A 13,780-nucleotide genomic window follows, 5' to 3' on the forward strand; every position below is an offset into this window, starting at 1 on the left:
CTCACTCCACCGTTGAATCGGGTAAATATCATTCTGATTAATGGATCAGGGTAGAGAAAGTCTAAGTGAAGATGTCAGTAGCTAATTTGAGTTAGCGCAATTTTTAGGTTATCAGTAAATATTTGTTAACCCTGCAACAGACGAATCAATAAAGATCCATTATACATAGCGTCTTTTACCAGCGCGGCACCGGCCATCGTGCCCTGATTAGAAAATTGGGTACTTTCAACCGTAATATGCTTGCTATAAGCGGGTAACGCCTGCTGGCGGATACAATCTGCGATCGCAGGGAACAGCGTATCCGCCGCCTGATTGAATGGTGAACCGATTAAAATCTTTTGTGGGTTAAATAAATTCACCATGATGGCAATGATGCGGCCAACGTGCGTACCGACACCACTTATGATATCTCTGGCAAGTAAATCCCCCTGCTGCGCCGCCTCGCATAACGAGGTGACGCTCAGCGGCTGCTCATGAAGCCGGGAACTCATCGACTGGCTCATGCGCGCCTGGGCAAGCTCAAGCACGCTCTCGATACTGGCGATGGTTTCCAGACAACCATGATTGCCGCAATAACAGCGTTTTCCCCACGGATCAACCTGAGTGTGGCCTATTTCCACCAGGCTACTGCTCCCTGCGTGCAGCAAACGGCCATCAGTGATCACACCTGCTCCCACGTTATGATCGATGACAACCTGGATCACATCCCGCGCACCGCGCGACGCACCAAACAGCAGCTCAGCCATAGTCCAGGCGCTGATATCGTGCTGAATATAAACGGGGACACCGGTGTGTTTTTCCAGCGTCTCACCCAGCGGCATTTCTTTAACATCCAGATAGAACGGCATGCGGTGCACAATGCCATTTTCGGTGTCAATAATACCGGGTAGCGTGATGGCAATAGCGGTCAGGCGTTCGAGCTTATGCTGATGGCGGATAAAAAACTGGTCGATATGGGTGACAATGCGGGTTAATAGCGGTTGAGGATCGTCCAGCGGCAGTTCAAGTTCTTCTTCTGCCACTGATTTGCTACTCAGATCGCGCAGCGCAATCTGGATGGTGCCGCGATTAATGCGCAGAGAAAGATAATGCCAGGCGTCAGTTTCAACCTTTAAGCCGACGGCCGGACGACCACGGCTTCCGGGATCCTGAATTTCCGTTTCCTGAACCAGGTGCGCTTCCAGCATTTCACGGACGATTTTGGTAATACTGGCAGGAGCAAGCTGTGCGAGGCGTGATAAATCAATACGCGATACCGGGCCAAGCTGATCAATCAGGCGATAAACCGCTCCTGCATTGGTTTGCTTAATCTGATCAATATGTCCTGGCTGACTATCGGTTACCACCGCTGACTCCCTTTATTTTCGCGCTTCGAAATAATCTGTAGGCTATGGTGAAACACTTCAATAGGCGACGTCAACTTTTTGCTTAGCCATGTGATTTAACGCACATTTTTTCGTTATTTTTGGGCTTTTGCACCCCTTAAAAGCCGTTCCTTAAAGCGAACCGCTGCCGGGCTGAGCGTCCGATGATTCGCCCATACCAGCCACATCTGCGAAACGGCGTCTTTTTCGAGCACGGGAACCCAGCGCATTTCGTCCAGTTGTACGCGTCGGAAAGACGCCGGTAAAATCGACACCCCCAGCCCGGCGGCCACCAGGCCAATTATGGTCATGGCTTCCCCTACCTCCTGCGTAATCGCTGGCGATAAACCATAACGGCGCATCAGTCCCAGAATATCGTCATACAGCCCGGTTCCAACATGGGGATCGAAAAAAACAAACGGCTCACGCGCCAGTTCGGCCAGGGAAACGACAGGCTGTCTGGCCAGAGGATGCTCGCGATGGATCATGGCCAGTAAAGGTTCATGGAGGATCACCTGCCAGCTCAGGGTGTCGGGCAGTTGCGTATTACGCATCAAGCCTAAATCCAGCGCGCCGTCGTTGAGGGGCGCAATCTGCTCGCGGGTATTGGTTTCCCGCGTCTGAATATGGACATCCGGATAATGCTGACGAAAGGAAGATAAAGTGTCAGAAACGGATTTGATAAAGGGCGCAGAAGAGGTAAAGCCGATGCGTATTTCCCCGGCTTCCCCCTGATGCAGCCGGGTGGCGCGCGAAGCGGCGTCGTCTACTGCGGCTAAAATCTGCCGGCTATCGGTAAGAAACTGCCTGCCCGCTGCCGTCAGACTGACGCTGCGATTGGTTCGATTAAACAATCGGGCGTCAATCTGTTGTTCGAGGATCTGGATTTGCTGGCTGAGCGGGGGCTGAGAGATATTCAGGCGGGCAGCGGCGCGGCCAAAATGTAACTCTTCGGCGACCGCGATGAAATAGCGCAGGTGACGCAGTTCGACATTCATATTTTAAAAGTATCAATTGAGATTATTAATATATTAGACAGAATATTTACAATTTCCTACCCTTGAGAGGTGATATTCATTTTTTCGTTATGCGCAAGGAATCTCCATTGAGCCGTACAACCACCGTCGATGCCAATCCGCAAAACGACGCGATCACCACGCCCTCATCGCAACCTGCAAAATATATTCAGCGCGGTACCCGACAATTTATCCGTGTCACGCTGGCCCTCTTTTCTGCCGGGCTGGCCACCTTTGCTCTGCTCTATTGTGTTCAGCCCATTCTGCCTGTGCTGTCGCACGAATTCGGCATTTCGCCTGCCAGCAGCAGTATTTCGCTTTCCATTTCGACGGCCATGCTGGCAATAGGATTGTTATTCACCGGCCCGCTGTCTGATGCCATCGGCCGCAAGAACGTGATGGTTACAGCCCTCCTGCTCGCGTCGTGCTGTACGCTGCTTTCTACCATGATGGCCAGTTGGCATGGGATTTTAGTCATGCGGGCATTGACCGGGCTGGCCTTAAGCGGCGTCGCGGCGGTAGGTATGACTTATCTTAGCGAGGAAATCCACCCAAGCTTTGTTGCCTTTTCAATGGGGCTGTATATCAGCGGAAATTCCATTGGCGGGATGAGCGGTCGTCTGTTGAGCGGGGTGATCACCGATCTGTTTAACTGGCGTATCGCGCTGGCGGCGATTGGCTGCTTCGCGCTGGCGTCCGCCATTATGTTCTGGAAAATCCTTCCGGAATCGCAGCATTTCAAAGCCTCATCGTTGCGCCCTAAAACCCTGGTGCTGAACTTTCGTCTGCACTGGCATGACAGAGGATTACCGCTACTATTCCTGGAAGGTTTTTTGCTGATGGGGTCGTTTGTGACCCTGTTTAACTATATTGGCTACCGATTAATGCTGTCGCCGTGGTCACTGAGTCAGACGGTGGTAGGTCTTCTTTCTGTCGCCTATCTGACCGGCACGTGGAGTTCGCCGAAAGCGGGCGCGCTAACCCAGCGCTACGGTCGGGGACCGGTGATGATCTTCTCGACCGGGGTAATGCTTATCGGTCTGCTGCTGACCCTTTTCTCCTCCCTGTGGCTGATATTTGCTGGCATGCTGCTGTTTTCAGCGGGTTTCTTTGCTGCCCACTCTGTCTCCAGCAGCTGGATTGGCCCACGTGCACGCCGTGCACGCGGCCAGGCCTCCTCGCTGTACTTGTTTAGCTATTATGTTGGCTCCAGCATCGCAGGTACCCTGGGCGGGTTGTTCTGGCATAATTACGGCTGGAATGGCGTAGGCGGTTTTATTGCCTTAATGCTCATTGTCGCCTTAATTGTGGGCAACCTTTTACACCGGCGATTACGTTAACGGAATGGGGTTGTACAAACGGTTACACGCGGAAACCAAACACTCACGGAAAGGCTGAATACTCAGGGATATAGTGTTTTCAACGGCCCCGCAGTGGGGTTGCATGAAAAACCAATTCGAGGATATCAGAATGAAAAAAGTATTAGCTCTGGTTGTTGCCGCTGCTATGGGTCTGTCATCTGCTGCATTCGCTGCTGAAACCACCAGCACCACGCAAACGCCAGCCGCGACCACCACTACCACTACGACTCACGCTACGACCACCAAAACCACGCATCATAAAAAACATAAAAAAGCAGCCAAACCGGCCGCTGATCAGAAAGCGCAGGCCGCGAAGAAAAGCAAAAAAACCGTGAAACACAACGCGGCAAAACCTGCTGCAGCAAAACCAGCGGCTCAGCCAGCTGCGTAACATCCGCCTCTGATTCACGTAATCAACACATCGGCGCTGGTTCAGCGCCGATTTTTATGGAGAGCGGTGATGCTGCGTCGCTATCGATTTGAGCTCATTCTGATTACATTAATTTTATGCGCACTTATCGCTACACACCTTTTCCTGAATTAATGTAGCACGCTGATTTTGCTCCCACTTTCTTTGCGTCCCGTCTATAGTTATCTCATTGGGTTCACTTTTAATAATCATAATTACCCCGTCTGAGAGTGATATGCGTAAAACCGTTGTGCTGTTAGGATCTCTTCTGCTTTCTTTTATGGCTCATGCTGATGAAACAATGAGCGCCAAAGATATCAGAACGCTGTTTTTTGGTCATGATGACAGAACGCACGTCACCACGCCCACTGAATCTCCCTGGGATGCTATTGGTCAACTCGAAACAGCAAGCGGTAACTTGTGTACCGCGACGCTCATTTCTCCCCATCTTGCGCTCACCGCAGGGCATTGCTTGTTAACACCGCCGAAGGGCGAAATGGATAATGCTGTCGCGCTGCGTTTTGTGTCGCAGAAAGGCCTCTGGCGCTATGAAATACATGGAATCGAAGGCCGGGTCGACCCTGGATTGGGTAAACGCCTGACGCCGGATGGCGAAGGCTGGATAGTGCCCCCTGCAGCCGCATCCTGGGACTTTGGGCTGATCGTGCTTCGCTACCCGCCCTCGGGTATTACGCCTCTGCCTCTGTTTCAGGGGAGTAAAGCCGACCTGACCGCCGCCCTCAAAGCGGCAGACCGCAAAGTCACGCAGTCAGGTTATCCGGTAGATCACCTTGACGATCTGTATAGCCATCGGGATTGTATTGTAACGGGCTGGGCACAAAATTCTGTGCTGTCTCATCAGTGCGACACCCTACCGGGTGATAGCGGCTCGCCACTGATGCTAAAAACGGAACAGGGCTGGCAACTGATTGCCGTTCAAAGCTCAGCGCCCGGCGCAAAAGATCGCTGGCGGGCCGATAACCGCGCTATCGCGGTGACCGGCTTTAACGACAAACTGGATGCACTGGCAAAAGAGTAATGGCGATCATCGGCTGCGTTTAGCATGGCGCTCCCAGTTATCCCTCTTCGCCTCGCTGGATTTACGTAGCGCCACGTAACACGCCCCGCTGCCACCATGCTGCGCAGCGGCGACGCAATAAGCCTGTACGTCATCCAGTTCAGCAAGCCATCGCGCGAGGTAGCTGCGGATGATGTTGGCGTGAGCGTTATCATCCCGCCCTTTTCCATGCACAATCAGCACGTTGCGTAACCCATCTTTGTGCGCCTGAGTGATAAAAGCAAAGACGTTTTGCCGACATTTTTCGACGGGCTGACGAAGAAGATTCAGGCTGGCCTGATGGCTGTATTTGCCGAGGCGAAGCTTATCGATCACCCCATTTTGTAAGCCTTCACGTTTGAATTCGAGCGGTGTCGCAAGCGGGATCACTTCCAGAAAACCGGTGGTAAGAAAATTATCCAGTTGCAGGGAATCAATGCGCTCAGGAGCGCGAGTATTCCGGTTTGGATACCACTTAACATCACTACATCGTTTTAGCGGCTGGACATCCTCCATGGCGTCAAGGAACAGCGATTTGTCGTCAAGGTTCATGTCTACTCCTCCGGCTATCTCTATCCGATCACTATAGCGGCGCAGTCCCCCACGCTCAATACGATTTACACTCTTTACCGGCAGTTTCCGGGGAGATACATGGTAAGTTGTCCCTCTTCCCCTTCCTTATTCGAAAACTTTAATAAAGCTTAATAGTCATTAACTCTGGTTAATATATTGATCGAACTTAAAAATATGTGAAATATATCACCCGATACTGCTGGAAAATAATGAACAACTTGTTATAACTTAAGTTATCCGCATCACGGAAAATAAATGTGGTAATAATGAAGGATACAAACCATTAATCACTCTGGAGTCTGTTGGATGTCGGCAGGCTCTGTTTTTTATCCGTTTTCCGCTGCAACCCCTCCTTCTAACATTGCGGCTTTTTTAGCCTGCTCGTTTAATTGATAATTACTACTAATGTATTATGCCGGTGAGTTTTTGGACATCACCCTAAATACGGATGCCTGTGTTCGATTTGCAAACGCAAAACGTAATGCTTGCGTCGATTAAAAAAGATGCACATTATTTATCCTTTATGGCAGAGGAGAAAATAATGCTGACGCTTTTACAGGATAAAATTGCGACGCCACTAGGCGAATTATGGGTGATATGTGACGAACAATTTCGCCTGCGCGCGGTGGAATGGGAAGAGCACAGCGCGCGTATGGAGGTGTTACTCAATCTGCACTACAAAAAGGAGGGCTATCAACGCAGAGAGGCCACTAACCCAGGCAACCTCAGTCAAAAACTGGCGGACTACTTTGATGGCGATCTGGAAATTATTGACACCTTACCTACCGAAACGGCTGGAACCCCTTTTCAGCGTGAAGTATGGAAAACGCTGCGCGAGATCCCATGTGGTCAGGTGATGCATTATGGTCAACTGGCTACCCATCTGGGACGTGCCGGAGCCGCAAGAGCGGTGGGTGCTGCGAACGGCTCCAACCCGGTGAGCATTGTTGTTCCCTGTCACCGCGTGATTGGCAGCAACGGCACGATGACCGGCTATGCGGGTGGCCTAGCGCGTAAAGAGTGGCTTTTACGCCACGAAGGTTACCTTTTGCTTTGATTATACGTGCGTAGTTTTCAGCGCTTTTACGCCAACCTGTTTCATAACCTTAATAATATCAAGGAGATGAATTCATCTTTTTTGCAACCGTTTCATTATTCAGTCAATGCTGTTTCAGCAGGGTTACTTGCTCACAAAAAAGATGATAAAATTGACCAATATCAATAACGGCCTGAGCAGACCTATGATCCCGGAAAAGCGAATTATACGGCGCATTCAGTCTGGCGGTTGTGCAATCCATTGTCAGGATTGCAGCATCAGCCAGCTTTGCATCCCCTTCACGCTGAATGAGCATGAGCTTGATCAGCTCGATAATATTATCGAGCGAAAAAAGCCCATCCAGAAAAGTCAGACGCTGTTTAAAGCGGGTGATGAACTGAAATCGCTGTATGCAATCCGTTCTGGCACGATCAAAAGCTACACTATCACTGAGCAAGGTGATGAGCAGATCACCGGTTTTCATCTGGCTGGCGATTTAGTTGGCTTTGATGCTATTGGTACCGGCCACCATCCGAGCTTTGCCCAGGCGCTTGAAACCTCAATGGTATGCGAAATCCCCTTTGAGACGCTGGACGATCTCTCGGGGAAAATGCCAAACCTGCGTCAGCAAATGATGCGTCTGATGAGTGGCGAAATTAAAGGCGATCAGGACATGATCCTGCTGCTGTCGAAAAAGAACGCTGAAGAGCGTCTGGCGGCCTTTATTTACAACCTCTCTCGTCGTTTCGCTCAGCGGGGCTTTTCACCACGCGAGTTCCGTCTGACCATGACCCGTGGCGATATCGGCAACTATCTGGGCCTGACGGTTGAAACCATCAGCCGACTGCTGGGGCGTTTTCAGAAAAGCGGCATGCTGGCGGTGAAGGGTAAATACATCACCATTGAAAATAATGACACGCTGGCACAGCTGGCAGGCCATAGCCGTAATCCCGCCTGATTTCCCCTTTGTATCCTCCCTTCGCCAGATATTATATTTTTCTGATTTATTGATCTGGCGAGGGTGATCCCCTGTTTCATTTTACATAGATGAGTTATCTTGTAGTTACAGACTGTGGCGACAGTTGTAAGGAGACCCACTATGGCAAAATATCAAAATATGCTGGTCGCTATCGACCCGAATCAGGACGATCAACCCGCATTACGGCGTGCCGTTTATTTGCATCAACGGATTGGTGGCCGCATCAAAGCCTTCCTGCCGATCTATGATTTTTCGTATGAAATGACCACCCTTCTCTCCCCGGATGAGCGCACCGCAATGCGTCAGGGCGTAATTAGTCAACGTACCGCCTGGATCCGCGAGCAGGCAAAATTCTACCTGGAATCCGGTGTCCCTATTGATATCAAAGTGGTCTGGCATAACCGACCTTTTGAAGCAATTATTCAGGAAGTGATTAGCGGCGATCACGATTTGCTGCTGAAAATGACCCACCAGCACGACAAGCTGGAATCGGTAATTTTTACCCCTACCGACTGGCACCTGCTACGTAAATGCCCGTGCCCGGTATGGATGGTTAAAGATCAGCCGTGGCCGGAAGGCGGTAAAGCGCTGGTGGCGGTTAATCTTGCCAGTGAAGAGGAGTACCACAATTCCCTCAACGAAAAACTGGTCAGAGAGACAATCAGCCTGGCAGAACACGTCAACCATACCGAAGTCCATCTCGGCGGGGCCTACCCGGTTACGCCTATCAATATTGCCATCGAACTTCCCGACTTTGACCCCAGCGTGTACAACGATGCGATCCGTGGGCAACATTTGTTGGCGATGAAAGCGCTGCGCCAGAAGTTCAGCATTAGCGAAAACATGACGCACGTAGAGAAAGGCTTGCCTGAAGAGGTTATTCCCGATCTGGCTGAGCATTTGCAGGCCGGGATTGTGGTCCTCGGTACGGTGGGTCGTACCGGTATTTCTGCCGCGTTTCTGGGCAACACGGCTGAACAGGTTATCGATCACCTGCGCTGTGATCTGCTGGTGATCAAACCTGACCAGTACCAGACTCCGGTGGAGCTGGATGACGACGAAGATGATTAAACGTAAAAGACCCGGCAAGCCGGGTCTTTTTTATTGGCTTTCGTCACCGCCGAGGAAGTAAATTCCCAGCGGGATCGACAGCAGAATGGTAAATACCAGGCTGTAGACGCAGATCATCGCCGACTGAATCACAAACATGGACGGCGTCCAGTTGGACAGTGGAATATTATATTGCTGGATCACGCCGACAATGGTCGCCCGCCCCACTACCGCCAGTGCAGTGATAAACACCAGCACGACTCCCGCAATAAATTTCTTCCCGTTTCGGCTTTTCAGCTTTGCCATTATCATGATCAGGATTCCTTTTAGAGAAACATCTTCGCTACCCACCATTAACAATACCATGCGCGAGCCAAAAAAAACCGCTCCGAAGAGCGGTTTTAGCGGAATACCTGAATGGCGTGTTAGAGCGATTTCAGAATCGCGTCTACGCTGGCTTTCGCATCGCCAAACAGCATCTGGGTATTGTCTTTAAAGAACAGCGGGTTCTGCACACCTGCATAGCCTGTATTCATGGAACGTTTGAATACGATGACATTCTGCGCTTTCCAGACTTCCAGCACTGGCATCCCGGCGATAGGGCTGCGCGGATCGTCCTGTGCAGCCGGATTCACGGTATCGTTGGCACCGATAACCAGCACCGTGTCGGTATCGGAGAAATCATCGTTGATTTCGTCCATTTCCAGCACGATGTCATACGGTACTTTGGCTTCCGCCAGCAGGACGTTCATATGCCCCGGCAGACGCCCGGCAACCGGGTGGATGCCGAAACGGACTTTGATACCGCGAGCGCGAAGTTTCTCGGTAATTTCTGCCACCGGGTACTGCGCCTGCGCCACCGCCATGCCATAGCCCGGGGTGATGATGACCGTTTGTGAACTTTTCAGCATTTCAGCCGTTTCTTCAGCGCTGATTTCACGATGTTCACCGACTTCTGTATCGCTGCCATCGGAGCTGCCGTCCGTACCAAAACCGCCGGCAATGACGCTGATAAACGACCGGTTCATCGCCTTACACATAATGTAAGACAGAATCGCACCCGACGACCCCACCAGCGCACCGGTGACGATCAGTAGGTCATTACTAAGCATAAAGCCCGCCGCCGCCGCCGCCCATCCTGAATAGGAGTTCAGCATAGAGACCACCACCGGCATGTCTGCACCGCCGATGGATGCCACCAGGTGCCAGCCGAATGCCAGCGCGATGATAGTCATTACCAGTAGCGCCAGCGCCTGTAGCGTTACGCTGTCGGTACGAACGAAGACAATCAGTAGCAGGAACGAGACCACCAGCGCAGCCAGGTTCAGTTTGTGACGGTTTGGCAGCATCAGCGGCTTAGAGGAAATCTTGCCGCGCAGTTTGCCAAAGGCCACAATCGATCCGGTAAAGGTCACTGCACCGATGAAGATGCCGAGGAACACTTCAGTCAGGTGAATATTGACCAGAATCGGCTCCATGCCAGGTTCGTGATACAGGTAGCTGTTAAAGCCTACCAGGACCGCCGCCAGACCAACAAAGCTGTGCAGAATGGCAACCAGCTCCGGCATTTCGGTCATTTCAACACGCTTCGCCAGACGCATACCAATCGCGCCGCCGATGACCATTGCCACGATAATCCACACTACGTTGCCGGTATCCGGCCCGAAGATGGTGGCAATCAGCGCAATCGCCATCCCGGCAATCCCGAACGTATTACCCTGGCGCGAGGTTTCATGTTTTGATAAGCCTGCCAGGCTGAAAATAAACAGGATCGCGGCAACAATGTATGCAGCTGTAACTAATCCTCCAGACATGTGTTACCCCTTAGTTCTTCCGGAACATTTTCAGCATACGCTGAGTCACGGTGAAGCCACCGAAAATGTTAATGCTGGCAATTAATACGGCGATGAAGCTGAAGAAGCTTACCCATCCGCCGTGCCCAATTTGTAATAGCGCCCCCACCACGATAATCCCCGAGATGGCGTTTGTTACCGACATCAGTGGCGTATGCAGTGCGTGGGAAACGTTCCACACCACGTAGTAACCCACCACGCAGGCGAGCGCGAACACGGTGAAGTGACCGAGGAACTCTTTCGGTGCCACATCGGCAAGCCAGCCAAACAGGATAATAGCCAGCGCCATCACGGCATATTTACGCCACGGAGAGACGGGTTTTTCCGGCTCTTTTGGTGCCGGAGCGGCTTTAGGTGCCGCCTGCGGCTGAGCGGAAACCTGAATCGGCGGCGCGGGCCAGGTAACTTCGCCGTCACGGATCACGGTGACGCCACGGACAACCACATCGTCAAAATCAACAACAATGTTGCCGTCTTTCTCTTTGCACAGCAGTTTCAGCAGGTTGACAAGGTTGGTCCCGTAAAGCTGAGAAGACTGCGTCGGCAGACGTCCCGGCAAATCGGTGTAGCCAATAATCTTCACGCCGTTTGGCGTGGTCACAACCTGGTTGGCGACGGTATATTCACAGTTGCCGCCATTCTGTGCGGCCAAATCGACCACCACGCTGCCGGACGTCATCGAGTCCACCATCTCGCGGGTGATAAGCTTGGGTGCTGGTTTACCCGGAATTAACGCGGTGGTGACGATAATATCGACTTCTTTTGCCTGTGCCGCGAACAGTTCCATTTCCGCTTTGATGAAGGCTTCAGACATGACTTTTGCATAGCCATCACCGCTGCCCGCTTCTTCTTTAAAATCCAGCTCGAGGAACTCGGCCCCCATACTCTGAACCTGTTCTTTCACTTCCGGACGGGTATCAAAAGCCCGAACAATCGCGCCCAGGCTATTTGCCGCACCGATGGCCGCCAGACCGGCCACGCCGGCACCGATCACCATGACTTTCGCCGGAGGCACTTTGCCTGCGGCAGTGATTTGCCCGGTAAAGAAGCGGCCGAATTCATGGGCCGCTTCAACAATGGCACGGTATCCTGCGATATTAGCCATCGAACTGAGGGCGTCAAGGGACTGGGCACGTGAGATACGCGGCACAGCGTCCATTGACATGATGGTCACATTACGCGCCGCCAGTTTTTCCATCAGTTCCGCATTCTGTGCCGGCCAGATAAAGCTAATAAGCGTGGTGCCGGGATTGAGCAATGCGATCTCAGCGTCCGCTGGCGCATTCACTTTAAGAATGATATCCGATTGCCAGACGCTGTTTTCATCAACCACGTCTGCGCCCACCTGGGTGAACACCTCGTCATCAAAGCTCGCCAACTTACCCGCGCCGCTTTCAATAGCGACGGTGAAACCAAGCTTCAGCAACTGTTCTACCGTTTTCGGCGTTGCTGCAACTCGCGTTTCACCGGCCCACCGCTCTTTTGGTACCCCAATACGCATAGTTTTCCCTTCCATCGATTTTTGAAGATGGTTGTTGTATCACCAGAAGCACTGCATAACGCGACTCGCGCAGCCGCATTACCTCTGAAAAATAAAACAGTAACAAACTTTCTATAACCTACTGAAAATAACGGCTGTGATCCACCGCAAGAAAAAAGTATTTGCGAATTTATTGCGCAAACATCCTGATTGGCGACGTCAGAGTGATTTTCGCCGCCAAAATTATTAGTACAGCTGATAATGAGCGCCGCGAGCAGGTGAAAAGATGATGATATCCAGCACGAAAAATGTATTTAACATTACGTTAACCTATTAAAGTAATATCGATTGCCGGATTAGGTGCTCAAGCGGCTGTTTTTTCAACATATCGTGAAAAGTTATCATCTGAGCGCCGTTTCGAATCCACGGGGTGAAAAATCACGCAGACAATTGCGCCGTTTAAATGCAATAATCAGCACAATTTCAGTCAACAACAATACCAGTCACTGGTTTGCGCAAGGCGAAGGACTCTTTTTTATGAAGCTTAAGAACACACTCCTGGCATCCGCACTCCTGTCTGCCACCGCTCTGTCGGCACAGGCAGCCACAGAATTAACGCCGGAGCAAGCAGCAGCGCTGAAGCCCTACGACCGTGTGGTCGTCACCGGTCGTTTTAATGCCATTGGCGATGCGGTCAACGCCGTTTCCCGCCGTGCAGATAAAATGGGCGCAGCGTCTTTTTACATTCAGGATACGTCAGATGCCAATAACAGTGGTAACTGGCGCGTCGTCGCCGACGTCTATAAAGAAAATGCGCCGCAGGCCGACAAACCGCAAAATCGCGTTATTAACGGCGTGATGGAATTACCAAAAGATCAGGCCGTCGCACTAGAGCCGTTTGATACCGTCACCATTCAGGGATTTTTCCGCAGTCAGCCTGAAGTGAACGACGCCATTACCAAAGCGGCGAAACAAAAAGGCGCAGCCTCGTTCTACATCGTTCGTCAGGTCGATGCGAACCAGGGTGGCAACCAGCGTATTACCGCCTTCATCTATAAAGCCGATGCGAAGAAACGCGTTCTGCAAAGCCCGGATGCTATCCCTGCGGATTCCGACGCCGGACGTGCCGCCCTGGCAAAAGGCGGCGAGGAAGCCAAAAGGGTTGAGATCCCGGGCGTAGCCACCAGCGCGGCCCCCAGCGCGGAAATTGGCCGTTTCTTCGAAACCCAGTCATCAAAAGGCGGGCGTTACACTGTCACGTTACCGGACGGCACAAAAGTCGAAGAGGTGAATAAAATTACCGCGGCGCAGATGGTACCTTTCGATAGCGTTAAGTTTACCGGCAACTATGGCAACATGACCGAGGTATCCTACCAGGTGGCAAAACGCGCGGCTAAAAAAGGCGCGAAATACTACCACATTACTCGTCAGTGGCAGGAACGCGGTGGCAACGTGACCATCAGCGCCGATCTGTTCAAATAATTCTGACTGTATCACGCCGGGCCTGGAACAGGCCCGGCTTTCAGACCCGTCCTCTTACCCTCTTCTTTTTTTGACAATATCCTCACTATTCCTTCTTTCCAATATTGCATCTCAGTAACA

Annotated in this window: 13 protein-coding genes; 7 read left to right on the forward strand and 6 right to left on the reverse strand. The window is 51.6% G+C overall.

Going from position 1 to position 13,780, the window contains the following annotated elements; genetic code table 11:
• Positions 1–125 precede the first annotated feature (125 nt).
• The gene (mlc, locus tag ACMGGS_RS18005) at positions 126–1,346 is read right to left on the reverse strand and encodes a sugar metabolism global transcriptional regulator Mlc (RefSeq protein ID WP_414163769.1); all 1,221 of its coding nucleotides are present in this window, start codon (positions 1,344–1,346) and stop codon (positions 126–128) included.
• A 113-nt stretch (positions 1,347–1,459) separates the two neighbouring features.
• Positions 1,460–2,362 (reverse strand): LysR family transcriptional regulator, encoded by a 903-nt coding sequence (locus ACMGGS_RS18010; protein ID WP_414163770.1) that lies wholly within the window; start codon positions 2,360–2,362, stop codon positions 1,460–1,462.
• Between the two features lie 107 nt (positions 2,363–2,469).
• Between ACMGGS_RS18010 and ACMGGS_RS18015 the strand changes: the two genes are divergently transcribed.
• The 3 genes from ACMGGS_RS18015 (at position 2,470) to ACMGGS_RS18025 (ending at position 5,189) form a co-directional block, all read left to right on the forward strand.
• Entirely contained in the window at positions 2,470–3,720 is a 1,251-nt protein-coding gene (locus ACMGGS_RS18015; protein WP_414163771.1) for an MFS transporter, read from the forward strand.
• A 130-nt stretch (positions 3,721–3,850) separates the two neighbouring features.
• On the forward strand, positions 3,851–4,132 hold the full coding sequence (asr, locus tag ACMGGS_RS18020) for an acid resistance repetitive basic protein Asr (protein WP_414166309.1): 282 nt from the start codon (positions 3,851–3,853) through the stop codon (positions 4,130–4,132).
• Between the two features lie 253 nt (positions 4,133–4,385).
• The gene (locus tag ACMGGS_RS18025) at positions 4,386–5,189 is read left to right on the forward strand and encodes a trypsin-like serine peptidase (protein WP_414163772.1); all 804 of its coding nucleotides are present in this window, start codon (positions 4,386–4,388) and stop codon (positions 5,187–5,189) included.
• Positions 5,190–5,195: 6 nt separating this feature from the next.
• Here ACMGGS_RS18025 and smrA read toward each other — a convergent pair whose 3' ends face one another.
• Entirely contained in the window at positions 5,196–5,759 is a 564-nt protein-coding gene (smrA, locus tag ACMGGS_RS18030) for a DNA endonuclease SmrA (protein ID WP_194205898.1), read from the reverse strand.
• Between the two features lie 562 nt (positions 5,760–6,321).
• Between smrA and ogt the strand changes: the two genes are divergently transcribed.
• From ogt to uspE, 3 genes are all read left to right on the forward strand, one after another.
• On the forward strand, positions 6,322–6,837 hold the full coding sequence (gene ogt / locus ACMGGS_RS18035) for a methylated-DNA--[protein]-cysteine S-methyltransferase (RefSeq protein ID WP_414163773.1): 516 nt from the start codon (positions 6,322–6,324) through the stop codon (positions 6,835–6,837).
• A 184-nt stretch (positions 6,838–7,021) separates the two neighbouring features.
• Positions 7,022–7,774, forward strand: coding sequence for a fumarate/nitrate reduction transcriptional regulator Fnr (fnr, locus tag ACMGGS_RS18040; protein WP_133159226.1), 753 nt, complete (start codon positions 7,022–7,024; stop codon positions 7,772–7,774).
• Between the two features lie 141 nt (positions 7,775–7,915).
• On the forward strand, positions 7,916–8,866 hold the full coding sequence (gene uspE / locus ACMGGS_RS18045; protein WP_176920807.1) for a universal stress protein UspE: 951 nt from the start codon (positions 7,916–7,918) through the stop codon (positions 8,864–8,866).
• Positions 8,867–8,896: 30 nt separating this feature from the next.
• Here uspE and ACMGGS_RS18050 read toward each other — a convergent pair whose 3' ends face one another.
• The 3 genes from ACMGGS_RS18050 to pntA form a co-directional block, all read right to left on the reverse strand.
• Positions 8,897–9,157 (reverse strand): DUF2534 family protein, encoded by a 261-nt coding sequence (locus ACMGGS_RS18050; protein ID WP_414163774.1) that lies wholly within the window; start codon positions 9,155–9,157, stop codon positions 8,897–8,899.
• Between the two features lie 113 nt (positions 9,158–9,270).
• Positions 9,271–10,659: a Re/Si-specific NAD(P)(+) transhydrogenase subunit beta gene (gene pntB / locus ACMGGS_RS18055; protein WP_414163775.1), complete on the reverse strand. Its 1,389-nt coding sequence runs from the start codon at positions 10,657–10,659 to the stop codon at positions 9,271–9,273.
• Between the two features lie 10 nt (positions 10,660–10,669).
• Positions 10,670–12,199, reverse strand: a complete 1,530-nt coding sequence (gene pntA, locus ACMGGS_RS18060; protein WP_414163776.1) for a Re/Si-specific NAD(P)(+) transhydrogenase subunit alpha — start codon at positions 12,197–12,199, stop codon at positions 10,670–10,672.
• Between the two features lie 516 nt (positions 12,200–12,715).
• Between pntA and ydgH the strand changes: the two genes are divergently transcribed.
• Positions 12,716–13,660: a DUF1471 family protein YdgH gene (ydgH, locus tag ACMGGS_RS18065; RefSeq protein ID WP_414163777.1), complete on the forward strand. Its 945-nt coding sequence runs from the start codon at positions 12,716–12,718 to the stop codon at positions 13,658–13,660.
• Positions 13,661–13,780: the final 120 nt, after the last annotated feature.

The organism is Superficieibacter sp. BNK-5 (genome assembly GCF_047456055.1).
In the GTDB taxonomy this organism is placed as follows: domain Bacteria; phylum Pseudomonadota; class Gammaproteobacteria; order Enterobacterales; family Enterobacteriaceae; genus Superficieibacter.